19 protein-coding genes and 1 pseudogene are annotated in these 21,570 nt (G+C 60.6%); 7 read left to right on the top strand and 13 right to left on the bottom strand.

Features of this window, described 5'->3' with window-relative positions:
• Nucleotides 1–11: 11 nt before the first annotated feature.
• The 3 genes from AC1VXD_RS16835 to AC1VXD_RS16825 all read right to left on the bottom strand — a co-directional run bounded on the left by AC1VXD_RS16835 (nucleotide 12) and on the right by AC1VXD_RS16825 (nucleotide 2,225).
• On the bottom strand, nucleotides 12–566 hold the full coding sequence (locus AC1VXD_RS16835) for a queuosine precursor transporter (protein WP_313145440.1): 555 nt from the start codon (nucleotides 564–566) through the stop codon (nucleotides 12–14).
• An 83-nt stretch (nucleotides 567–649) separates the two neighbouring features.
• Nucleotides 650–1,141, bottom strand: coding sequence for a hypothetical protein (locus AC1VXD_RS16830; protein WP_482993002.1), 492 nt, complete (start codon nucleotides 1,139–1,141; stop codon nucleotides 650–652).
• A 124-nt stretch (nucleotides 1,142–1,265) separates the two neighbouring features.
• Nucleotides 1,266–2,225: a mitochondrial fission ELM1 family protein gene (locus AC1VXD_RS16825; protein ID WP_482993001.1), complete on the bottom strand. Its 960-nt coding sequence runs from the start codon at nucleotides 2,223–2,225 to the stop codon at nucleotides 1,266–1,268.
• A gap of 125 nt (nucleotides 2,226–2,350) precedes the next feature.
• Here AC1VXD_RS16825 and AC1VXD_RS16820 point away from each other — a divergent pair, with 125 nt between their 5' ends.
• Both AC1VXD_RS16820 and AC1VXD_RS16815 read left to right on the top strand, forming a co-directional pair.
• Nucleotides 2,351–2,941 (top strand): malonic semialdehyde reductase, encoded by a 591-nt coding sequence (locus tag AC1VXD_RS16820; RefSeq protein WP_482993000.1) that lies wholly within the window; start codon nucleotides 2,351–2,353, stop codon nucleotides 2,939–2,941.
• A gap of 76 nt (nucleotides 2,942–3,017) precedes the next feature.
• Entirely contained in the window at nucleotides 3,018–3,722 is a 705-nt protein-coding gene (locus AC1VXD_RS16815; protein ID WP_482992999.1) for a YceI family protein, read from the top strand.
• 412 nt (nucleotides 3,723–4,134) lie between these two features.
• On the opposite strand, the gene AC1VXD_RS16810 is transcribed toward AC1VXD_RS16815, so the two are convergent.
• From AC1VXD_RS16810 to AC1VXD_RS16800, 3 genes are all read right to left on the bottom strand, one after another.
• Nucleotides 4,135–4,536 (bottom strand): hypothetical protein, encoded by a 402-nt coding sequence (locus AC1VXD_RS16810; RefSeq protein ID WP_108767534.1) that lies wholly within the window; start codon nucleotides 4,534–4,536, stop codon nucleotides 4,135–4,137.
• Nucleotides 4,537–4,857: 321 nt separating this feature from the next.
• Nucleotides 4,858–5,655, bottom strand: coding sequence for a siderophore-interacting protein (locus AC1VXD_RS16805; protein WP_482992998.1), 798 nt, complete (start codon nucleotides 5,653–5,655; stop codon nucleotides 4,858–4,860).
• Nucleotides 5,656–5,720: 65 nt separating this feature from the next.
• Entirely contained in the window at nucleotides 5,721–6,287 is a 567-nt protein-coding gene (locus AC1VXD_RS16800) for a PadR family transcriptional regulator (RefSeq protein WP_482992997.1), read from the bottom strand.
• A gap of 577 nt (nucleotides 6,288–6,864) precedes the next feature.
• Here AC1VXD_RS16800 and aceE point away from each other — a divergent pair.
• The 3 genes from aceE (at nucleotide 6,865) to AC1VXD_RS16785 (ending at nucleotide 11,904) form a co-directional block, all read left to right on the top strand.
• Nucleotides 6,865–9,552 carry a pyruvate dehydrogenase (acetyl-transferring), homodimeric type gene (aceE, locus tag AC1VXD_RS16795; RefSeq protein ID WP_482992996.1) on the top strand — a complete coding sequence of 896 codons (2,688 nt, stop codon included), beginning with the start codon at nucleotides 6,865–6,867 and terminating at the stop codon, nucleotides 9,550–9,552.
• 79 nt (nucleotides 9,553–9,631) lie between these two features.
• Complete coding sequence (locus AC1VXD_RS16790) at nucleotides 9,632–10,402, top strand: hypothetical protein (protein ID WP_482992995.1); 771 nt, start codon at nucleotides 9,632–9,634, stop codon at nucleotides 10,400–10,402.
• Nucleotides 10,399–11,904, top strand: coding sequence for a hypothetical protein (locus tag AC1VXD_RS16785; RefSeq protein ID WP_482992994.1), 1,506 nt, complete (start codon nucleotides 10,399–10,401; stop codon nucleotides 11,902–11,904). The genes AC1VXD_RS16790 and AC1VXD_RS16785 overlap by 4 nt, the downstream gene beginning before the upstream one ends.
• Nucleotides 11,905–12,275: 371 nt before the next feature.
• Here AC1VXD_RS16785 and AC1VXD_RS16780 read toward each other — a convergent pair.
• The 3 genes and pseudogenes from AC1VXD_RS16780 to AC1VXD_RS16770 form a co-directional block, all read right to left on the bottom strand.
• A pseudogene (locus AC1VXD_RS16780) lies at nucleotides 12,276–12,538 on the bottom strand (IS3 family transposase); the annotation flags it as partial.
• A 168-nt stretch (nucleotides 12,539–12,706) separates the two neighbouring features.
• Nucleotides 12,707–13,432: a hypothetical protein gene (locus AC1VXD_RS16775; RefSeq protein ID WP_482992993.1), complete on the bottom strand. Its 726-nt coding sequence runs from the start codon at nucleotides 13,430–13,432 to the stop codon at nucleotides 12,707–12,709.
• Nucleotides 13,429–14,247 carry a hypothetical protein gene (locus AC1VXD_RS16770; RefSeq protein ID WP_482992992.1) on the bottom strand — a complete coding sequence of 273 codons (819 nt, stop codon included), beginning with the start codon at nucleotides 14,245–14,247 and terminating at the stop codon, nucleotides 13,429–13,431. Before AC1VXD_RS16770 ends, AC1VXD_RS16775 begins: the two co-directional genes overlap by 4 nt.
• Before the next feature lie 1,107 nt (nucleotides 14,248–15,354).
• Here AC1VXD_RS16770 and AC1VXD_RS16765 point away from each other — a divergent pair.
• Nucleotides 15,355–17,334, top strand: a complete 1,980-nt coding sequence (locus AC1VXD_RS16765) for an MrcB family domain-containing protein (protein ID WP_482992991.1) — start codon at nucleotides 15,355–15,357, stop codon at nucleotides 17,332–17,334.
• Entirely contained in the window at nucleotides 17,324–18,559 is a 1,236-nt protein-coding gene (locus AC1VXD_RS16760) for a 5-methylcytosine restriction system specificity protein McrC (RefSeq protein ID WP_482992990.1), read from the top strand. The genes AC1VXD_RS16765 and AC1VXD_RS16760 overlap by 11 nt, the downstream gene beginning before the upstream one ends.
• A gap of 147 nt (nucleotides 18,560–18,706) precedes the next feature.
• On the opposite strand, the gene AC1VXD_RS16755 is transcribed toward AC1VXD_RS16760, so the two are convergent.
• From AC1VXD_RS16755 to AC1VXD_RS16740, 4 genes are all read right to left on the bottom strand, one after another.
• A complete protein-coding gene (locus AC1VXD_RS16755; protein WP_482992989.1) occupies nucleotides 18,707–19,312 on the bottom strand; it encodes a hypothetical protein in 606 nt (201 codons plus the stop codon).
• Between the two features lie 104 nt (nucleotides 19,313–19,416).
• Entirely contained in the window at nucleotides 19,417–20,184 is a 768-nt protein-coding gene (locus tag AC1VXD_RS16750) for a hypothetical protein (protein WP_482992988.1), read from the bottom strand.
• 45 nt (nucleotides 20,185–20,229) lie between these two features.
• The gene (locus AC1VXD_RS16745) at nucleotides 20,230–20,598 is read right to left on the bottom strand and encodes a hypothetical protein (RefSeq protein WP_482992987.1); all 369 of its coding nucleotides are present in this window, start codon (nucleotides 20,596–20,598) and stop codon (nucleotides 20,230–20,232) included.
• A 485-nt stretch (nucleotides 20,599–21,083) separates the two neighbouring features.
• Nucleotides 21,084–21,299 carry a hypothetical protein gene (locus tag AC1VXD_RS16740; protein ID WP_482992986.1) on the bottom strand — a complete coding sequence of 72 codons (216 nt, stop codon included), beginning with the start codon at nucleotides 21,297–21,299 and terminating at the stop codon, nucleotides 21,084–21,086.
• Nucleotides 21,300–21,570: the final 271 nt, after the last annotated feature.

Here is a 21,570-nt window from a genome sequence, read left to right as displayed (position 1 = left end):
TGGGTTTACACCTACCGGGGCAGCGGCGCCATCTTCCACAGCAGCGCGCGGAACGGGGCCAGCAGGCACACGCCGATGGCCAGCTTCACCGCCAGGTCGCCCGCGGCCCAGCTCACCCACGGCAGCGCTGAACCGGCAAACGCGATCGACCAGAAAATGGTCGTATCCACCGTCGCGCTGCACGTCGTTGCCACCATCGGTGCGCGCCACCAGCTGCCACGGCGCAGGCGGTCGAACACGGTGATGTCCAGCAGCTGGGCCACGATGAAGGCCGAGCACGAGGCGATCGCGATGCGCGGCGTCGCCACCCACACCGACAGCAGCACCGCCAGCAGGAAACCGATCCACGCCACGCGGCGGGCCGGGCCCGGGCCGAAGCGGCGGTTGATCAGGTTGCTCACCAGGAACGCCACCGGGTAGCTGAAGGCGCCCCAGGTCAGCCAGTCGTTGATGGGGTACTGCACCAGCACGTTGGACAGCAGCACCACCGCGCCCATGGCCAGCACTGCCAGCACGAGGGCGCGCGGGGTCAGCGGGGCAAACACAGGGTCAGGACGCACGGACATGGCGAGCCAGGGCAGACAAGGGAATCGATCATTATCGGCCCGCCTGCGGGCAAAGCCAAAAACCGCCGTTCAGCTGGCCCGGCTCAGTAAGCGCCCTGTGCTGGCGGGTTGGGGGCGGGAATGTGGGTCAGCGGCCTGCCCTGCGGATCGCGGGCCATCAGGCCGTTGTGGCCGTCCGACGGGGTCGGGTCGAACTGCACAGTCTGGCCGACATGGAACAGCACCGAGGGATCGCCCGCCTGGTTCGTCCAGCGGATGGCGGCGGTATTACCCGGTTGTCCCGCCTGCTCCAGCAACACTTCGCGCTCGCCATCCACGTTGGTGCCGATCGAGCGCACCTGCATCGGCGGTGGCACGCCATTGGACGGCGCGACCGGCGGCTGGCCGGGCTGCGGGTTGGCGGCGGCCGCATCGGCCTGCGCCATGGTCTGGGCCAGACCCGGGGAAATATCCAGCGACACCGGAGGCTGCTGCGTGTCCACGAAGCGGTAGACGCGCCGCGCATCGGCAGGGCTGGCAGACAGCAGGCCGACGGCCAGGGCCAGGGCAATCGCAGTGCAGGGCAGGGTACGCATCGTCAATTCCTCCATGGAGCGACTGGGCCCTGGGCGGGCCCGCGTGCCGATCATAGCGTTGCCGGCGTCAAGCGTTGGTAGGGCCGGCGGTACGCGGGAAACGATCGCCGGGCACGGCCCGGCGCTATCGCAGAGAGAGGCGCGCGCTGACTTCGGCCGCCACCCGCGCGGTTTCGCGCAGCGGCTCGATGCGGTCGTGCTGCCAGTCCAGCCAGCGCGTCTGCAGCCGGCCGCGCTCGTGCAGCTGGCGCTGGAAGCGGGCCAGCCGTCCCTGCGCGGTGTCGGCCAGGGCCACCATCACCGGCAGCCGTGTGGCGCTGGCTTCAGAGAGCAGGTTCACCGAATCGGGCGATACCACCACCCGGTTGGCCCAGCCCAGCAGCCCCGCGTATGGGTTCACGCCGTCGCCGCCATCGCCCCAGATCACGTGCGGCAGGTGCGCGAACGTGGCACGCAGGATCTCGGCCAGTGCCGGCGGCGTGCGTCGCGAGGTGGTGGCCAGCAGGCTGCCGCCTTCGCTGCGGATCTGCTCGGCCAGTGCCGTGAACACCGCCACCATCGCCGTCTCGTCCCAGGGTGCCAGCGGCGTCGGTCCACCCACCAGCAGCGCGGTGCGCGGGCCGGGCAGGGCACCGAAGTCGGCGAACGCGGCGCGGCCCAGCGCCAGCCAGTCATCGTCCACCGGGTTCAGGCTGCCGATCAGCGTGAGTACGTTGCTGCCCCGCAGGGCATCGTGTTCTGGCACCACCACCAGGTCCCAATGCCGCGAGGGCAGGCGCGGGTCGAGGATCTGCACCGTGCGGCTGCCACGGGCACGCAGCACGCGCAGTGCACCGGCGGCCTGGCGGCCACAGCCGATCGCCAGCGCAGGGGCCTGCGCGGCCAGTTCGGCGAAGTCGGGGCCGTAGCCGTTCACATCACCGGGCAGGCGCCGCGGCGACAGCCAGCGCCAAGGCGCACGGGGCTGCAGGACCAGCGGGCGATGGGTGCCCTGGCGCAGCGCCGAGGCCAGCGCGACCGCCTGGCGGACATTGCCGGCACGGCCGTCAGTAACCGTCCATGGCGCGCTTGATCGTTTCACCATTGGCATTAATTCGTTTCAGCCCTGCTGGGTGTTGCAACAGTCGCGACACTCTACACTCCTGATCGTCCTTTCGCCCCGCGTCGCCCGCGGGCACTGACTCCCTTTTGCTGCCAGGAGAACTACCGATGTCCCACGCGCTCGATGCTGCTGCACTGGACCAGTTGTTCCGCACTGCCCGTACCCAGAACGCCTTCCTCGACAAGCCGGTGGAAGACGCCCAGCTGCACGCCCTGTACGAGCTGGTGAAGTGGGGCCCGACCGCCGCCAATGGCAGCCCGGCGCGCTTCGTGTTCGTGAAGTCAGCCGAAGCCAAGGCCAAGCTGGCCCCGGCACTGTCCGAAGGCAACCACGAGAAGACCCTGGCTGCGCCGGTCACCGTCATTGTCGGCTTCGACCAGGATTTCCACGAGAAGCTGCCGTACCTGTTCCCGCACACCGATGCCAAGGCCTGGTTCGACGGCCCGCGTGAAGGCCGCTACGAAGGCGCGTTCCGCAATGGCAGCCTGCAGGGCGCTTACCTGATCCTGGCCGCGCGCGCGCTGGGCCTGGATGCCGGCCCGATGTCCGGCTTCGACAATGCCAAGGTCGACGAGGCCTTCTTCGCCGGCACCCACATCAAGTCGAATTTCCTGGTCAACCTGGGGTACGGTGACGATTCGGGCCTGTTCCCCCGTCTGCCGCGCCTGTCGTTCGACGAAGCGGCGCGCATCGCGTAAGTCGCTGTATCGGTTTCGGGCCGCCGCCTTGGCGGCCCCCGTTGTACCCACCCTACGATTCCGGAGAGTTCCTCAGATGAGCGCCACCCGTAAACTGCTGCTGCCGCTGGCCCTGACCCTGGCCATTGCCGCCTGCTCCAAGCCGGCCGACACCGCTGCCCCGGCTGCCGATGCCGCCGCCCCGGCCACCACCGAGCAGGCTGCCGCCCCGTCCACCGTGGCCCCGACCGCCCCGGCTGCCGAAGCGATCCAGATCGCCTCGGGCACCTACAAGCTCGACCCGAGCCACACCGACGTGCTGGCCCAGTGGAGCCACTTCGGCTTCTCGCACCCGAGCGCGCACTTCGGCAACGCCGAAGGCACCCTGGTGTACAACGCCGAAGACGTGACCAAGTCCACCGTGGAAGTGAAGCTGCCGCTGAGCGGCCTGAACAGCTTCACCGCCAAGTTCGACGAACACCTGAAGAGCGCCGATTTCTTCGACGCCGCCAAGTTCGCCGATGCCACCTTCAAGAGCACCAAGGTTGAAGCGGCCGGCACCAACAAGCTGACCGTCACCGGCGACCTGACCATCAAGGGCATCACCAAGCCGGTCACCCTGGACGTCACCATCAACGGCGGTGGCGAGCACCCGATGGCCAAGGTTCCGGCCGCTGGCTTCGATGCGACCACCACCCTGAAGCGCAGCGATTTCGGCGTCGGCGCCTACGCCCCGAACGTCAGCGATGAAGTGAACATCCGCATCACCACCGAAGCCACCGGCGAAAAGCCGGCAGCGTGATGTAACCCGCTCACTCGTCGTGAGAAGGCAGAAGGCCCGCTGAAAAGCGGGCCTTCTTTTTTCGGGGCGGGGGGCGCGGGGTACCCCCCCGGTGCGCCAGCGCGGAATTCCGCTATTGGTTGGGCCTGCGCGCGAACCTGCTTTCGGTGGGGCCGCGCGCGAACCTGCTTTCGGTGGGGCCGCGCGCGAACCTGCTTTCGGTGGGGCCGCGCGCGAACCTGCTTTCGGTGGGCCCGCGCGCGAACCTGCTTTCGGTAGAGTCGACTGTTAGTCGACTGCTCTTGGCGGGGAGCCAAAAACCCCGCGCTGCGCGCGATAGTCGACTAACAGTCGACTCTACCCCGTCATTGTTTTCCCGAACGCCGTCGTCGTTCGTCCCGACCCCGCCGTCGTTTTCCGAATCCCAGCGGTTTCAGCGCTGCGCGATCAACCACGCGGCGCACGCTTCGCTCGGGCTCTGCTTGGCCTTCACGGTCATCCCGCTCACGCGCACGAACGTCTGCGCGGCCTGGGCCACCACGTTGCGGGCGATCAGGGCGGCCTGCTTGGTGGCGGCCTGCTGCTTGCGCAGCTGCACGATATGCACCGACGGGCGGCCCACCGGGGCGTACTTCTGGTCGCGGCGCAGGATGTCGGCCACCTGGGCCACTTCGAATTCGGCCTGCAGATAACGGTGCTCGGCCTCCAGCAGCTCGCGCAGCGGTGCGCGTGCGGCGGCGGGGTCGGCGAAGGCGGCCAGGGCGGTGTCGCAGGCCGCGTCATCGGCGAAACGGGTGCGCAGCTTGTCGATGCCGGCCAGGGTCAGTTTGCCCATGGAGGGCCTCACAGGTGCGGGAAAGGAGCGCGATTGTGGCAGAGAACGTTGCCGCGCGTTCCTGTAGAGCCGAGCCTGTGCTCGGCTGCGGTGGGGAACAGCCGAGCGTGGGCTCGGCTCTACAGAGAGCGAAAAGCAGCCGAGCGTGGGCTCGGCTCTACAGAGAGCGAAAAGCAGCCGAGCGTGGGCTCGGCTCTACAGAGAGCGAAAAGCAGCCGAGCATGGGCTCGGCTCTACAGGGAGCGAAAAGCAGCCGAGCGTGGGCTCGGCTCTACGGGGCAAGGCGGTGCGGACCAACGGTCCGCACCCGCCCCGCCGGCATCAATCGCCGTCGGCTTCGTCCGGGTGGGCCTTCCAGTAGCCGGTCGAGCGGATCCAGTCGCGCGGCACGCCCAGGTGGCCTTCGATGAACTTGCGCATCATCCGCGCGCGGCGCGATTCGGTGGCGATCCAGTAGAAGGTGTCGCCCTCCGGGGCCTCGAAGTCGGTCAGCATGTCTTCCAGCAGCGTGCTGCTGGCTGCCGGGAAGCCGTTGCGCTCCAGCCAGTGGATGCGCACGTTCTCGTACTGCGGCAGGTCCTGGCGCTCGTCCTCGTCGCTCACTTCGATATACGCCTGCACTTCGGCGCCATCGGGCAGCACGTCCAGCCAGCGGGCGATGGCCGGCAGCGCGGTTTCATCGCCCATCAGCACGTAGGCGTCGTAGGTGTCAGCTACCACGAACGAGCCGCGCGGGCCGCCGATGGACAGCGGGTCGCCCGGCTGCGCACGCTCGGCCCACGGCCCGGCAATGCCCTGGTCGTGCAGCACGAAGTCGATGGCCAGCTCGCCGGCCTCGTGGTCCCACCAGCGCGGGGTGTAATCGCGCGCCACCGAGTGCTCCTTGCCCTCGGGGTAGCGCGGGCCTTCGGCGGTCATCACCGGCAGCACCATCTCGCCGCTGCTGTTGGGGAAGAACAGCTTGATGTGGTCGTCCGGGCCGGGCGAATCGAAGCCGGCCAGGTCGGCGCCGCCCAGCACCACGCGGCGCATGTGCGGGGTCACGCTCTCGGTGCGCAGCACGGTCAGGTGGCGGAAGCGCACATCCAGGCGCAGGCGCGAATTTTCATGTTGGGTCATTGCAGTACCTGTGCAGGTAAGCGCGCGGCATCGCGCGCGGGTCGGGGGAAACGACCTGGCGGGCTTCAGTCTGGCTCGGTCGGGGTTACAGGGGTGGGGCCATCGCCCAGCGCACCGTTCAGCAGCGCCGAGGCGCGCGACAGCTGCTCGGCCACCGCTTCGGCCTCGCCCTCGCTCCAGCGGCCGTGGTGGCGCACAAGCGCCTGCTTGAACTCGCGCAGCGCGGTGGCCAGCGGCGGCGGCAGCGAGGCCTTGGTGATCTCGCGGGCGCGGTCGAAGGCGCGGCGCTGGGCCAGCCGCACCTGGGTGCGCTGCACCTTCAACTCGAACTCGCCGGCGGCGGTGATGCGGAACACGCGGCGGCCGTCTTCTTCTTCCGATTCCACCCAGCCAGCCTGCTCGAAGCTGGCCAGCAGCGGGTACATCGTGCCGGCGCTGGGTGTATAGGCCTGCGTGAACAGGCCGCTGATGTGCTGGATCAGCTCGTAGCCGTGGCGCGGCTGTTCGCCGATCAGCGCCAGCACCAGCAGGCGCAGGTCGCCCCGGCTCAGCACACGCGGCTGGCCGTTGCGGCGGGGGACGGCGGGCGCATCGTCTTCCTTGCGCGCCTTGGCAGTGGAGGTCCGGGCCATTTCGATATATCGGTAGCGAGTGTGCAAACGATATATCGATAAGCCGGACCGGACAAGTCCAGATTCGGGCCAAACGCGTGATGCGTTACGGCCACGGCGGGCCCAACGAGAGAACCCACCGCAACGCTGCGGTGGGTTCTGGGCGAAGCAGCTGCGGCGCGAGGTGGCGGGCGCCGCAGGGGAAGGGGCTGCCTGCGCGATGCAGCTTCCGGCCACGCGCCCTGGCAATCCAGAGGCAAGGGCGACATGTTGGCATCGGTTCAGCGCCAGCGCCCGGATTGCCCCTACAGCAGCGCAGGCCTTGCCCTACAACGGTCATCGCCAGCGGTAACACTGCGTCCTGCCGATGAAGACAGCGGTGCAGACGCGACACGGGGCAGGCTGACCTGCCGGCCGCAGGTGCCTGAAAAACCAGACTGTCCGCCACCAGGACAGCCGGGGACAGACCTTGCGGACAGAGTGCAAACACCTCCATACGGCAGCGTAGCCAAGTGACGAAAGCCCTTGGTGCGCTACACTTTGCGGTCTAGATATCTATACAACAGTCGCGCGCGTGCGTGCGGTAATGGGAGCGCTAATGAACTGGTTGAACGAAGTGCTGAACAACGACACCAATCCTGTGGAAACCCAGGAGTGGATCGAGTCGTTGAAGGCCGTCATTGATGTCGAGGGCCCCGAGCGCGCGCATCAGCTGCTGGAAGGCATGGTGGAACTGACCCGTCGTTCGGGTGCGTACCTGCCGTTCTCGCCCACTACCGAATACGTCAACACCATCGATCCGCAGCTGGAGGCCAAGAGCCCGGGCAACGCGGAACTGGAATGGCGCATCCGCTCCATCATCCGTTGGAACGCGATGGCCACCGTCGTGCGTGCCAACCGCAAGCCGGGCGACCTGGGCGGCCACATCGCCTCCTTCGCCTCCGGCGCCACCCTGTACGACGTGGGCTTCAACCACTTCTGGCGCGCCCCGAGCGACAGCCACCCGGGCGACCTGCTGTTCATCCAGGGCCACAGCGCCCCGGGCATCTACGCGCGCGCCTTCCTGGAAGGCCGCATCAACGAAGAACAGCTCGACAAGTTCCGCATGGAAGTGGACGGCGGTGGCCTGTCGTCCTACCCGCACCCGTGGCTGATGCCGGACTTCTGGCAGACCCCCACCGTGTCGATGGGCCTGGGCCCGCTGGCCGCCATCTACCAGGCGCAGTTCATGCGCTACCTGGAAAACCGTGGCCTGATCGAGAAGAGCGACCGCAAGGTGTGGTGCTTCATCGGCGACGGCGAGAGCGACGAGCCGGAAACCCTCGGCGCGATTGCGCTGGCCGGCCGTGAAGGCCTGGACAACCTGATCTTCGTGGTGAACTGCAACCTGCAGCGCCTGGACGGCCCGGTGCGCGGCAACGGCAAGATCATCCAGGAACTGGAAGGCGTGTTCCGTGGCGGCGGCTGGAATGTCATCAAGCTGCTGTGGGGCGGTTACTGGGATGCCCTGCTGGCCAAGGACACCCATGGCGTCCTGAAGAAGCTGATGATGGAAACCGTCGACGGCGAATACCAGAACTGCAAGGCCTTCGGCGGCGCGTATACCCGCGAGCATTTCTTCGGCAAGTACCCGGAAACCGCTGCAATGGTGGCCGGCATGAGCGACGACGACATCTGGCGCCTGAACCGTGGTGGCCACGACCCGCACAAGGTGTACGCCGCCTACCACCAGGCCGTGAATACCAAGGGCATGCCGACCGTCATCCTGGCCAAGACCGTGAAGGGTTACGGCATGGGCAGCGCCGGTGAGGCACTGAACCCGACCCACCAGACCAAGAAGCTGGACGACGAAGCGGTGCGCCACTTCCGCGACCGCTTCAACATTCCGGTGACCGACGCGCAGCTGGCCGATGGCCAGGTGCCGTTCTACCACCCGGGCCCGGATTCGCCGGAAGTGCAGTACCTGCAGGAGCGCCGCAGCGCCCTGGGCGGTTACCTGCCGCAGCGCCGCCGCAAGGCCGACAAGAGCTTCAACGCACCGAAGCTGGAAACCTACGAGCGCCTGCTGAAGAGCAGCGGCGAGCGCAGCTATTCCACCACCATGGCCTTCGTGCAGAGCCTGAACATCACCCTGCGCGACAAGGAACTGGGCCCGCACATCGTGCCGATCGTGGCCGACGAAGCCCGTACCTTCGGTATGGAAGGCCTGTTCCGCCAGATCGGCATCTACGCGCCGTTCGGCCAGAAGTACAAGCCGGTCGACGCCGACCAGCTGATGTTCTACCGCGAAGACCAGAGCGGCCAGGTGCTGCAGCAGGGCATCAGCGAGCCGGGCGCCATCAGCTCGTGGATGGCGGCCGGTACCAGTTACTCGGTCAGCAACGTGCCGATGCTGCCGTTCTACATCTACTACAGTATGTTCGGCTTCCAGCGCGTGGGCGACATTGCCTGGCAGGCCGCCGACATGCGTACCCGCGGCTTCCTGCTGGGTGGCACCGCCGGCCGCACCACGCTGAACGGTGAAGGCCTGCAGCACGAAGATGGCTTCAGCCACCTGGTGGCTGGCGGCATCCCGAACGTGCGCAGCTACGACCCGACCTTCGGCTTCGAAGTGACGGTGATCCTGCAGCACGGCACCAAGGCCATGATGGAAGACCAGGTAGACGAGTACTACTACCTGACCCTGATGAACGAAAACTACACCCACCCGGAAATGCCGGAAGGTGCAGCCGAAGGCATCGTGAAGGGTATGTACCTGCTGACCGACGCCGGCAAGCCGAAGAAGGGCGAGCTGCGCGTGCAGCTGCTGGGTTCGGGCACCATCCTGCGTGAAGTGATTGCCGCCGCCGAGCTGCTGGACAAGGACTTCGGCGTGACCGCCGACATCTGGTCCTGCCCGAGCTTCAACGAGCTGCGCCGCGATGGTTTCGATGCCGAGCGTGCCAACCGCTTCCACCCGGAAGGCGACCAGCGCAAGGCCTACGTGACCGAGCTGCTGGAAGGCCGCCAGGGCCCGGCGATTGCCGCCACCGACTACGTGCGTGCGTATGCGGACCAGATCCGCGCGTTCGTGCCGATGAGCTACACCGTGCTGGGTACGGATGGCTTCGGTCGTTCGGATACCCGTGCGAACCTGCGTCGCTTCTTCGAGGTTGACCGGTACTACGTCGCGCATGCTGCGATTGCGGCGCTTGCGAAGGATGGGAAGATGACGGGTAAGGACGTGGCCCGAGCGATCAAGCAGTACAAGATTGATCCGGAGAAGGCTAACCCTGTTGGGGTTTGATCTGGAGAGTGCTTAATAGTGTAGGAAGGAGAGCGGCCAAGGCCGCTCTCTTTTTGATGGCTCACTTTGGAAAATGTAAATGGACTTTTCGACCAATCCGACAAGTTTGATATTCGGTGACACCGAGGCGCTTCCGGTAGGCGGGGAGCTTCGAGCATCTCTTGAGTTCTTGGAGCGGAACTTTAAGTTTCTACTTTCGCAACTTGCATTGGTCTCTGCTCAAGATGATGAGCGGTTCTGTACGTTCGCTCCATTCCTTGTGAGGTCGATGCTTGAAGTATCTCTAACTGGGCTAGTTGGTCGTATCGATCCTTTCCGGGTATTGTCAATTCAGCGAATCCAGACAGGCCCGAATTACGATAGGGCCAAGCCCTGGCGGGCGGCAATGCGCTGGCAAGGTGATGTGATGGCAGAAGATCCGCCGAATGCCCAAGCATGGACAGAAAAGATGGATCCACAAAGCATGGTGAGAGCGCTACTCGGGATGTACTACGATGAGTTGCTTTGGAGGCCAGCGCTGAAGCGGCTTTACGACTTCGACCATTCGCGGCACGTCGGAAATTGGATATCAGAACTAAAGACGAGGCCGATTCCGGCTTTCTGTAGCGGGAAGCGGGGGGGGCTGGGAGCTGTCTATTCGGAATTATCCAAGGCGGTTCACTACGAATCGGTGCTCGATCTGGTTGCTCCGGATCGGCTCACTATTAGTCAGTTAGTTGAAAGGACAATTCGGGACATTGCTGAGCTCGGATTTGTTACTTGTTTCATGGAGCACCCTGTAGGTAGGATCGAATATGGGAGTGCGTGTGAAAAAATTAACTGGTTTGAGCAGGTGGAGATAATTGCATGAACGTTGTATCTGGCCACCTTTATGATGCGGGATTGGTGCTTGCCGCCGAAGATTGCGAGCCCCAAATTTTTGACGACCTCCATAAGTTTCCTTCAAAGAACGATCAGCGCGTAATTCGAACGCTTTTGGCGCATGGGCCCGTCTTGCTGAGGGGGGGGCGTGGTTCCGGGAAAAGCGCTTTCATGATCGCTGCCTCTAAGCAGCTTTCGGTCAGTAATGAAGATGCCCCTGCCGTGGGGATCTATATGAGTCTCAGGCACGCTCCTCTTCTGAAGAGTAGCGGTGAGACATATGGACGCATTCTCTGTGAGATAATCATCAGGTCAGTCCGCGACGCATTGGGTGACCGTGCGGATGATTTCTCTCCCGAGCCAGATGCTGGCTCCCTTCAGTATGAACTTTCAAAGTTAGCCAGCCGAATTGGACGGCGTTTAGTACTGTTTTTCGATGATGCAGCCCATCTGGGACGAGAGGCGTCATTAGAAGACTTTTTCGATATCTATCGCACCTTGTCTGGCAGTGCAGTGTCTTGCAAGGCCGCAATCTATCCTGGCGTAACAAAATTTGGCATTAGGTTTGATGTCTACAATGACTCCACGATTGTAGATTTGCTGCGCAGTGAAGAGCTGCCGGACTTCAATGAGACATTTCTTGAGGTGATGGATGCCAGGTATCCGGATTACTTCGACAATGCATTTAGTTCTGGTCTCGATAGGCGTGCCGTCGCCGGCTTTTTGGCTCAGTCCGTTCTCGGAAACATGCGGGGATTTGTATTTGCATGCAATAAGCTGAAGGAGCGAAGCGCGGCCGGCGAAAAGATCGGTTTGCCGGAGCTGTCAGAGACGCTCATTGACTTGGCAGCAAATTACTACTGGCCACTTTTGCAGGAAATCAAGCCAAAGCTCGGCATGTATGAGCCTATGGTAAGTGTTGCCACCGACGTGGCTCAAATGATTTTCGAAGAGGCTGGTGGTAAATCAAATAATCCCCGCGACGTCATTGTGCACAGAGATGTCGATGAAAAGTTGGCGAAGCCTCTGCAAATTCTCGAATATGCAGGGTTTATGACCAAGCGAGAGGCGTCTCGCGCCATGAAGTCTGGTGGGAGGGGCGCTCGTTATGCTCTCAACTTATGTTCGCTATTGGAACAGTCATCAGGTTCGAGGCTAACGCGTGACCTCTTCGATCGATGGTTCCAGAAGGCTCGAGAAGAGGCTGTACAATTTGGTAGGTCAAGTACTCTCAGCGCGTTGAAGGTTCCCGAAACGCCTGCAACAGAAGACCTTGCTATTATGCTTCAGCCCTTAGATGTCCTGGTCAAATCCAAGCTCTACCCATATGGCTTGAGTGTGGGACGGATAGATGCCCTCAAGACCGCTGGATTCTCTACCGTTGGGGATCTCGCATCTGCAACTGACGAGCAGCTCGATTCGGTCTATTACGTTGGTGACGTCGTTATTAGTCGAATAAGAAACGTTCTTGGCCAAGCAATCTGGATGTAGTCCGACGCAGGTAGTTGACGGCGGCGGCAACGTTCTCGTTAATAAGCTGAGGTCGGTATAGTTGGGATTGCGCTTGAACTTCTATGCTGAGCGACGTTCTAGGGTGATAGAATGGGCGCGCGCGCCTTGCTTCGATTTACATGGCCATTTTTCTATGCAAGTAGCTGTAGGTCGCGTCATGCAAGCCTTCCATTAGCGCTGCATCTGAATCCGTCGGGGACTGAGAGTATCAGTCCCGACGTACTCACAAGAAGGGAAGCCGCTCCTTCTAGCGAGCAACTCTCCAGCCTCAGTCCGCGATGGACTCCCGCAGTTCCCAGGACGGCCGGACACAGCATCGGTTCCTGAGCCGGCTGGACTTCTGCGCACGTTCATGAACCGCTTCGCCCGCAGCGCCGTTCACACTCTGCACGGGGAGGTCGCCAGTCGAGGCGTGGCGGCGGATAGGGTTGCAGAACTTTCGGTGTGGTTAAACACCCCACGGTGTGCATCGTCCCGGGTCGGGTAGATCCGTCGCTTCATCCTTTCTTTAGCGCACTAAGGAAGCCCTCAGGCACCGCATTCTCGTGGCAGTTTGCTTGTGACTCATTCTCGGCACTGCGCCATGCTGCTTCAGCAGCGATAGACAGTCGTTTCAGCTTGCCAGTCGCCCTCGAAAAATTGAACCGACGGCGGCGTTTGCTTCTGTGGTCTTCACTTAGGTGATCACACGCCCCGTCGCGCATGTACATCTTGCTAAAACGCTCGGAAGCGCGGCGCCTCCCTAGCCAGCAGCGACTCCTGTGAGCATGCTAGACGTAAATCAATCGACATCCAATGGCCATGGGCAAAATTGGAGCTTTGTCAGAATATCTCCTAGCTCTGTGTTATCTCTGATATATCTAGCGGCAGCGCTGTTCTCGTTTCTAGAGATCAACATTACAATCCTTAACAAAGAAAAATCAGTGAAGTTTATGAGGGTTTCAATGCTGTCAAGTCGTTCAGACTTCGAAAATCCCCGGTCATCGGATAGATCCTTTGATATCGTATGAAGTGGAACGTAGAACGCCCTCACTGCGCTGCCAAGGCTGTCATCGCAATCCAGGTGGTTAAGCATAAGTGCGAGATTTGGCTTAACTCCTTTCTCAAGTAGAGTGGATATCAATTCTTCAAGCTCGAAGATTGCGGCTTTTCCATGTTTCTCAACTTGCGCCCCATCGCTGCATTCGAATTTCAACTTTAATTTACTTATCTGTTCGGACTGAATGGCGATTAGGGAGAATAGTTTGCTTTCGAATGATCGTAATTTGGATTCCCTCTCTGTACGCGCCATCTCACTCTGCTGGAGTCTGATTGTTTTGATGATCAGTATGATCGAAATGAATGAAAGTAGTGGATTTAAGATTCCTCCAAAGTAATCGCCAAGGGCGCCCCAATTGGATGGATCATTTGATATTGGAAGGTCAAAAACGAACGCGAAGAAGTAGGTATAGGTGGCAAGGACAGTAACAATTATGGCGGAGCACACCGCCCCAACTCGCCAGTTCATTTAATTCGCCTTACGATGTACTTGACGATCCTTCCGTCATTGAGTTGAATCGCTTGTGCGATGAAGCTTATTAGCGAACGCTTCGATTCTGGGACGCCGTTGTTACGATCCAAATTCTCTGAAAACTGCTTCCGCAAGTTTGCGTCGACTAGCGCATAGTCTCCCGAAAAACCAAATGCAAAGGTCTTCTTCTCGCCGACCGGCTTGAGCCTTCCGTTCCCGGTGTTGATGTTTAGTCGTGATACTGAGGCCCTAACAATTCGCTCTTTATGATCAAGTGAAGCATCCAGTAGCTTTGCCGATCGCTTGCTGAACTTTGCAATGGCTACCGTGTCACCGCCTCGCTGCCTGTAATTCAGCGAAACTCCATGATTGAATTTGGTGGGTACTTTATGAATCTTGCGCATGCAAGAGCTTCTTATTTCCTCAATCAGTTCGAGTTCACTCATTTTCATGTTGTCGAGAACGTCGCGAGCTCTAACTGAAATTCGTTTCGGTGTTCCATACCTTGCCGCCGTCATGGTGTATGAAAGTAGCTCTATAAACGTAGATTTTCCGATCTCATTTATAGCGCTTTGCTCCTTCCGCCCCATTACTTCGATACTAAACCGCAGCCCATAAGAGCCCTTGAAGCTCTGTTTCATCTTCGTGCGGATGTCGCTCTTGTAGTTAATTCGCTGTATGACCTTGTCGTTAGCGAACGCGATCGCGATCTTTCGCGCTGCATCTGATAAACCTTGAAGCGTTTCCAGCCCAGACTTCATGTCCACAGTGTGATCGGGAGTGTCTAGTACAGCTTCGAGATCAATTTCCATTTGTGTTTTCCGTGATGGACGGTAAATAAATTGCGGGATGAAAAATTGATTGATATCAATTTATTTAGATATTTGCAATGATTTGCCGCTTGTCAAAAGCTTGACGCATAGGTCACCCAGGCAGCGGGGTCCTGTCAGGTGCTCTGTGCTTAAGAGCCTACAGCTCTGCAGAGGGAGGTTCTGGCGAGCTAGTCTGAGTATGCCTAAGCCCTAGGCTGGTGCTGGACGACGAACAAATTGGCACGGAAATAGTCCGCGGCAAAAAAGCGCAACCGCGGACTGTCAACTCGTTCATGCATCGACGCATCCTTGTTTTCGGAAAGGGTTCCTATCGAAATGATTTGCTTGGCAATTCGATAGTGAGGCGGGCTGCCTGGACGTAGGTGCTCAAGTGCACGTTGGAGAGCCTTTTGGCTGCTGCGCGGCGCAGCCCCACACGTGGGTGAAGCTGGTTTGATCAATGTGGAGCTACAGAGTAGGAATCCGCGCGTACAGTTGCGCGCGGCGATCCTGTCCCGTCCGTCTATCAAACATTGGCAACGCTTGGTGGCGTGTGAAGACAAGGAAGTACGTGACTGAAATGACTCATGGCTTACTGAGAAGCTCATGCGGTCAGCAAAGCGGCAAAGGCCGCATCCGGGGTCATCATCAGTGCCTGATGAGGGCGATTTCAGTTCTAGGAGGTGATTCAATCAGCAATCTGCCGACTAGCGTGCACTTGGCTCCCGAAACATGCCGGTGCACCCACTGATCTATCGATCCGCGCCGGGGTCTGATCGGGCTGCGGGCTTGAAGTAGCTGCCATCGCCTTGCCCTGGATGGTCTCAACGGCTAGCCGCGATTCTAGCTGGTGTTTCGACGCTTGATTCCTTCTTCCATCATTTCGCTCATCGGTGCCTCCTTGAGGAAAAGCAACGCCTGCGCAGGAAGTCAGTGGGTCAATACATGTACTAGTTGATGGCGGCCCCAAGAATTGATTGATGAACGCTATGGCGTTCCGATACTGTTGTCGCAATTGGCCCGTTCTGTAATTGGGCATCAGACGGCGGCTAGGAGCCTCATATGACAAATCAACTGCCAGGCCAAGAAGCCCAGGAGCTAAGGGGCATGCTTCGTACGATCCTCAGGACGTATCAGCGCGCGAGGTCTGAAGTCAGCTTTGGCGGCGAGAATGAGGTAGCCGAAGTCTTTCGGGAGCTAAAGGAAGCAGTAGATAACGTTCCACCTGTTGCCCGCAACGAGCAGCTAAAAGTGGTAGCGAGCTACGGCAAGGGAAACTGGGCAACAATCCCCTGGCTGTCCATCCTTGACAGACGAGAGACCACCACCACCCAGCGTGGGGTCTACGTGGTGTATCTCTTCAGCGAGGCTGGGGACGGGGTCTACCTCACTCTCGCCCAAGGAGTCACCGAGCTCGAGTCACTTCATCGCAAGGAGGCCGTTAGACGGCTGAATGACCGTGCAGATGGGGTGAGGGCACTCATCCCCAGTCTTGCAGGAGCGGGCTTCGATTTCTCCGCAAGCATAGATCTCCGATCCAGCGGCAGCAAGGCGCGCATGTATGAAGCGTCCACGATCGCGTCGAAGTACTACGGTGTGGACGAACTCCCCTCCGACGAAGCATTGATCGCCGATCTTGAGGCCGCTTTGCAGGCCTACGGCGTAGTCGTCGATGCTCACAAAGGCCAGGTGGCGCCAGGACTTGGTCGACGAATTGCACTCGTAGGGACATGGCAGACAATCTCTAGGGACTTTGCCTCTGTACGAGAAGGCATAGACAGCCATGGCGGATGGGCAAGCGGCTGGACATTCAGGCTCCGCGAGGGCGTCCGTGACGAGCTGTCAGGCGGCTTCACGCTGTACATCAATGGCGGCAGGCGGCAGATCGTCGCCATAGCGCACGTGGGGACGATACGCTGCGCGCCGTCTGCTGGTGGGATGGCCAATCCATGGCCCTCGCTACCAGGGACCTACGATGAAGGAAACAGATTCAACGATAGCGCCAATGGCGCATACAAGACGTGGTTCAAAGTTGAGGCAATCGAGTTCATGGAGCCCTTCCCAGTAGAAGAGTTGGACTTGGTTGACGGGTTCTCCACTTCTAGCAGCGTGGTGAATCAGAACGCTTTCGGTTACGTGTACGAGCGACTCAACGACTCGTACCTAAGAGACGGTGACGCCCAGGATCCTACTGACGCGGACGGGTCAGACATGTCAGTCGATCTCGAGTTGGACCTCGACATGTCATGGTTGGCAGCTGAGACGCTTCTCACCGAAGGAGCACTCGGCAGCATGATTGATTGCCTATCAGGGAGTCAGCCGCAGCTGATTCTGGCTGGTCCACCTGGCACCAGTAAAACCTGGGTAGCCCAGAGGCTCGCAGCCTACCTAACTAGAGGTCGTACGGGTGCGGTGCGACTAGTGCAGTTCCACCCCAGCTACACGTATGAGGCCTTCATTGAAGGTTTGCGCCCAGTGGCAGGTCCTTCAGGCGTTTCGTTTGAGGTGACGGCCGGCATAGTGTTGCAAGTAGTGAGTGATATGCGTAGGGCTGGACATCTCAACGATCCACATCACCCCTACGTCATCATCATGGATGAGGCGAATCGGGCAAACCTTCCAAGGGTGATGGGGGAGCTACTGTATCTTCTTGAGTATCGGGATCAGACCATAAGTCTGCAGCTCTCTAAGGAGTTCAAGTTGCCTTCCAACCTGAAGTTCATCGCAACGATGAACACTGCGGATCGCAGCATTCGCTCCATTGATGCGGCGATGCGGCGCCGCTTCGAGATTTTTGAGCTTGCCCCCGATGTGCATGTCTTGGAGCGTTACTTCAGCTCCATAGCTCTACCCTCAGCAGCCGTGATTGAAGGGCTGTCCAGGCTCAATGAGCATCTCACGAGGGATTTGGACCGACACCACACTATCGGCCATTCCTTCTTCATGCGCAACGATATGTCCCCAAAAGTTCTGCGTGAGATTTGGATGCGAAAATTGTTACCCCTCATTGAGGAGTACTACTACGATCAGCCGGACGGCATGGTCGCCCTGAGCGTCAATCAGTTATGGCCTGACTATGCTGTCTGAGGTGGTTCTCGAAGAAAACCGAGAATGCTCCGTTCGCTTATCAGATCAGCAAGTTCACGCATTAGAAGAGATTGGTCGTCGGATGGCCGGGCGCCTGAACTGGTGGGGATCAAAGCGCAAAACCGATTTCGACGGTGGCAGCAACTCGGATGAATCAGCATCTGTGATTAGCGTCGGGTATCGGCCTAACGGAACGCACACATTAAAATTTAGGAACGTAGTGGGTGTGGTTCGCTTAGGCGATCTAGAGCTTCAGATCGTCCCTAAGATCCCGTTAAGGCACTTCTCCCACCTTATGGGGAGGTCTGAGGTGGCGCCGAGGGTGGATGACTCGCCAGCTCGCGTCGGCAGCTCGCAAGAGTTGCGAGAATTGGTCTGTAGATGGCTGCTGGCGGAAGCCGAGAAGGTGGTTCGACTTGGGCTACATCGGGACTACAGTGATTATGACGAGGAGCTATCTCATGTGAGAGGCTCTGTGCAGCCGGTCCCCACGGTTCTGGCGAGCCTCTCTGGTCGAGTCGCGGTTCATTGCACCTATTCGGAGCTAGACGAAGACGCGGCGATTAATCGCCTAATGAAGGCAAGCTGCGCCGCTGTTGCGTCGGACCCGGCTATCGACGGGTATCAGAGGCGGCGCGCGCGGCGTCTCGTATTGGCGATGGGCCCCGTGGGTGTCTTGCGTGAAGATGATTGGCGATTCCAAGCGACACGCCTACATGCGCGCTACTCAAGAGTACTGCCGCTCGCTAAGCTCGTTTTGGCGTCGCGAGGTGCATCCATTGAAGCGGGCAATGTCGTCGGGACCTGCTTCCTGATTCCAACGCCAGGCATAGTAGAGAGTGGGTTACGCAATATCCTCGCAAGTGCGCTGTCACCAACTGATGTGAGGAAGCGTGGGCTTCGTCTGACGGAGGGCGGGATAACGCTCAATCCCGACCTTGTCGTGGATGGAGGCCGCATCGTGGGAGACGTCAAGTACAAGTACTTCGGGGGTGATTGGGACCGTGCGAGCTTCAATCAGATCGTTGCATTCGCATCTGGATTTGAAGCGCAGAGAGGATTCATCGTGGGCTTCAGGCACAGGGAGGATGGCTTGGTGCCCTTGCCGGCCGCAATCGGCAATATTCGAGTAAGGAAATTTGCGTGGGTGGCGTCACCTGAAGCAGATCCTTTCCTTAGCGAAAGCACGCTCGCTGAAGAGATTCGAACTTGGATAGGCACGTAAGCCTAAGAGTAGAACCGCGCAAAGTGTCTATGTCTGAAGCTGCAGACATAAGGATGGATTCATCCAACGCAGGGCGTGGTTACTGGAAAAAGCCCGCGCTGCTTCCCACGCACGTAAGTATCGCATCTAAGCGCGCATCAACTTTTTTCATGGAACGTCCCCCGCGAATCGCACCTCGTAGACGCAGGTGTCCGCAGCCGCACCGCCCGCAATGTAAGTCAGCAGATCGGCATAGAAGACCGTGGTGCCGTCGGACGAGGTGCGGCGGTACTGCTGCAAGCGCCCTCTCTGATACGGGCGTTCGCCGCCTCGCGTGTAACCGCTCTCTATCAGAGCTTGCCCTGCAGCTGCGGAAGACCAGAAGCAGGGTGCGTCAGGATCATCTGTGAGCGGCTTGTCGTCCGGTCTGAAAACGGAGACGCCGTGATAGGGAATCTTCATACCTCCCGCCAGGCCGCCATAGCTGGCGTGGAACGCATAGCCACCAGCCATCGGCTGATTTTCGGCCTCGCTACCGGCACGTCCTGGCTCAAACGGCGTCAGCGCGACCTTCATTGCACTGGAGAACGCTTCTTCCGACGCATCTAAGGCTCCATGCAGGGAAGCTGCATAGCTAATCAGACGCTTCTGCAGCACGCCTGCATCCAGTGGCTCCCCCGGCGCTTTCCCGTGAACCGGTGGTTTGCTTGAACTGCTGGCTCCAACGTCAGCAGCAGGCGCCCACGCGGTGAGCGCCGCAAGCAGGGAAGTCATCCCGAGTCGTCCAACGTCCATCAGCGCGTCCCTTGCGGTGGTCGCCATAACTATAGGCGGCGCGCATCACGTGATTCCAGAGCAGCCGGGCCAAGGTAGCCGCCTTATGCCTGGACTTTGGACCGCTGAACAAGGGACCTAACCGTCCCATCAAGACGTTCCCAGTCCAGCAGCAGCACCCGCGCATAGCTCATCTCCACAGCCACGCCATCCTCCCCATCCACCACCGAATGCCGGCACATCGCCACCCGATCCCCACTAGACCTTACAAGCCTCCCATCCACCATCCTCAACCCATCCGGCATGTACTCTCGCGAGTCACAGCTGATGAACGTCCTGACCCGCCCATCTCCATCCCGCACCACATACCAATCCGGCGCCACCTCCCACGTATCCCGGGACACCCACGACCGGTCCATCGCATAAGGCGTCAGCCCCAGCATCGGCGGCAGCGCCACGCGCCCGTTCAAATCAGGCGCCAGGTACTCCGCAGCCCCCGCGGCACCCACATACCGCAGCTCGATCGTCACCTGCCGATACCCATCCTCCACCGACCGCTCAGGGTAATTGCCCGGCGGCGCAGCGTGGAGGCCCGGCCAGAACACCGACAGCATCACCGCGCCGCCGGCAAACGGGCCGATCTGGTTGTAGTAGAGATTGGCCGGGAACATGAAGCGGTGCGGGCCCAGGCTGGCCTCCACCGGCTCCGCCGTGTAGGTGCGGCCGTTCACCGTGCGGGGGCTGTTGGTGCCCGTGAGCAGGGCGATGATGTCGTCATCCAACGCCGGGGAGGGTTCCTGCGCGCAGCCACTGGCAGCCAGTACGGCCACCAGCGCGGCGCAGGCAAACCGGCGTGCCGGTGTGCGGGTCATGGTGAAGCTCCTTGCGCGTGATCGAGAACAGGCCGAAGCACGGGTTTACCGCTGCCCCTGCACCCGCTCGGTCGCCAATGCGGTCAACGCCACCACGGCCATCAGCAACCCTTCCATGTGCCGGTCGCCAATGCACTGTCTGGGCGCGCCGTTCTGCCGCGTGCGCTCGTTGGCCAGGGCCATCTCGCCCACGGCACGCAGGGCACTCAGCGCACAGTCGGCGTCGGCCATCTGCATGCAGCGGCCGATGCTCAGATTGCGCTCGTGCCAAGGCTGGCCATCGGCAGCGGCGCCCCCGCCAATGCGGTGCAGGGTGGCGACAAATCCGTTGGGGTCGGTCGCCGGGTCATCCTCGTGATCAGCGTTGGCTGGATCGAGTTGGGTACTTGGATCAGGCAGTTTCGTTGCGCTCATGGCAGTGCTCCGTGCAGAAAAACAGCAGAGCCACCGATAGAGGTGGCGGGACGATGCGTGGCTCGAAAACCGGTTAGTGCCAGACCGGCGGGCTCGAAAGCCCCCACGCACCGCCCGCCATGGAACGCGAACGGATTGCCAGCCGGCGCCACGCGAACGTGACGCCGGCTGACAAGCGTAAACATCTGGCACATAGACGGGTTTTCGACGCCCGCGCCACCCGTGTCAGGTGGCAATGCCAAGGTGTACTCGCACGGTTGCGAGATGCCAAGAAACCGTAGCCCTGAGAGGCCGCAAGTGTTGACGCTTACGGCATTGTTGCATGCAAGGCACAGTGCGAATGCTTTGCGGTGCAATGGTTTCGAGCATTGTTAAGTAACTGCCCGAACACCCCTGGAAATGCACGGTTTGCAGCAACGCGTGGTTCCGATTGCGACAGTCGATTTGCGTCGCCTGCGTTGGAGGCGTGCCGAATGCGACACGGCTTAGCTGTGCAGCACCAATCCCGGCATCGGCCACAGCAACGGTGTGCGGGCCAGGTCGTTGTCGTTGCCGTAGGCCATGGCCGCCTCGCGCGGATCCAGATCGGCATAGCAGCCAAGCAGGTAGGCATCCATGCCGGCCTCGCGGCGGGTGGTGGCAAACAGGCTCAGCAGGGCGTGGTCAAAGTCTTCCAGCCACTCGGCGTCGATCGGGGTCATGGTCATCCTCCTGGGGGGAGGGGAGGATGACGTGGGGGTGTCTCATGGGCTGGGACGGAACTCCAAACCTGTGAAGCAATTCACACGGTTCTGATTGCCCGTAGGCGCGGACCGGCGTAGAACTTACGGCAACGGATGCATCACACCCACAGCGAGGGAATGAATCGCCCAGGGTTCCGTAGACACCTCGCAGCCATAAACTATGGCTTAGGCGGAGGTGATTATGAGCACGAAGCGGTACACCGATGAGTTCAAGATCGAGGCGGTCCGA

It is taken from the genome of Stenotrophomonas sp. STEN054 (assembly GCF_056854535.1).
Note: the sequence above shows the minus strand (reverse complement) of the source record. Positions and strands in the feature narration are given on the sequence as shown.

What these genes read in the sequence shown, in the direction of transcription:
- AC1VXD_RS16835 (WP_313145440.1), bottom strand. Translation starts at nt 566, where the DNA reads ATGTCCGTGCGTCCTGACCCTGTGTTTGCCCCGCTGACCCCGCGCGCC.
- AC1VXD_RS16830 (WP_482993002.1), bottom strand. Translation starts at nt 1,141, where the DNA reads ATGCGTACCCTGCCCTGCACTGCGATTGCCCTGGCCCTGGCCGTCGGC.
- AC1VXD_RS16825 (WP_482993001.1), bottom strand. Translation starts at nt 2,225, where the DNA reads ATGGTGAAACGATCAAGCGCGCCATGGACGGTTACTGACGGCCGTGCC.
- AC1VXD_RS16820 (WP_482993000.1), top strand. Translation starts at nt 2,351, where the DNA reads ATGTCCCACGCGCTCGATGCTGCTGCACTGGACCAGTTGTTCCGCACT.
- AC1VXD_RS16815 (WP_482992999.1), top strand. Translation starts at nt 3,018, where the DNA reads ATGAGCGCCACCCGTAAACTGCTGCTGCCGCTGGCCCTGACCCTGGCC.
- AC1VXD_RS16810 (WP_108767534.1), bottom strand. Translation starts at nt 4,536, where the DNA reads ATGGGCAAACTGACCCTGGCCGGCATCGACAAGCTGCGCACCCGTTTC.
- AC1VXD_RS16805 (WP_482992998.1), bottom strand. Translation starts at nt 5,655, where the DNA reads ATGACCCAACATGAAAATTCGCGCCTGCGCCTGGATGTGCGCTTCCGC.
- AC1VXD_RS16800 (WP_482992997.1), bottom strand. Translation starts at nt 6,287, where the DNA reads ATGGCCCGGACCTCCACTGCCAAGGCGCGCAAGGAAGACGATGCGCCC.
- aceE (WP_482992996.1), top strand. Translation starts at nt 6,865, where the DNA reads ATGAACTGGTTGAACGAAGTGCTGAACAACGACACCAATCCTGTGGAA.
- AC1VXD_RS16790 (WP_482992995.1), top strand. Translation starts at nt 9,632, where the DNA reads ATGGACTTTTCGACCAATCCGACAAGTTTGATATTCGGTGACACCGAG.
- AC1VXD_RS16785 (WP_482992994.1), top strand. Translation starts at nt 10,399, where the DNA reads ATGAACGTTGTATCTGGCCACCTTTATGATGCGGGATTGGTGCTTGCC.
- AC1VXD_RS16775 (WP_482992993.1), bottom strand. Translation starts at nt 13,432, where the DNA reads ATGAACTGGCGAGTTGGGGCGGTGTGCTCCGCCATAATTGTTACTGTC.
- AC1VXD_RS16770 (WP_482992992.1), bottom strand. Translation starts at nt 14,247, where the DNA reads ATGGAAATTGATCTCGAAGCTGTACTAGACACTCCCGATCACACTGTG.
- AC1VXD_RS16765 (WP_482992991.1), top strand. Translation starts at nt 15,355, where the DNA reads ATGCTTCGTACGATCCTCAGGACGTATCAGCGCGCGAGGTCTGAAGTC.
- AC1VXD_RS16760 (WP_482992990.1), top strand. Translation starts at nt 17,324, where the DNA reads ATGCTGTCTGAGGTGGTTCTCGAAGAAAACCGAGAATGCTCCGTTCGC.
- AC1VXD_RS16755 (WP_482992989.1), bottom strand. Translation starts at nt 19,312, where the DNA reads ATGACTTCCCTGCTTGCGGCGCTCACCGCGTGGGCGCCTGCTGCTGAC.
- AC1VXD_RS16750 (WP_482992988.1), bottom strand. Translation starts at nt 20,184, where the DNA reads ATGACCCGCACACCGGCACGCCGGTTTGCCTGCGCCGCGCTGGTGGCC.
- AC1VXD_RS16745 (WP_482992987.1), bottom strand. Translation starts at nt 20,598, where the DNA reads ATGAGCGCAACGAAACTGCCTGATCCAAGTACCCAACTCGATCCAGCC.
- AC1VXD_RS16740 (WP_482992986.1), bottom strand. Translation starts at nt 21,299, where the DNA reads ATGACCCCGATCGACGCCGAGTGGCTGGAAGACTTTGACCACGCCCTG.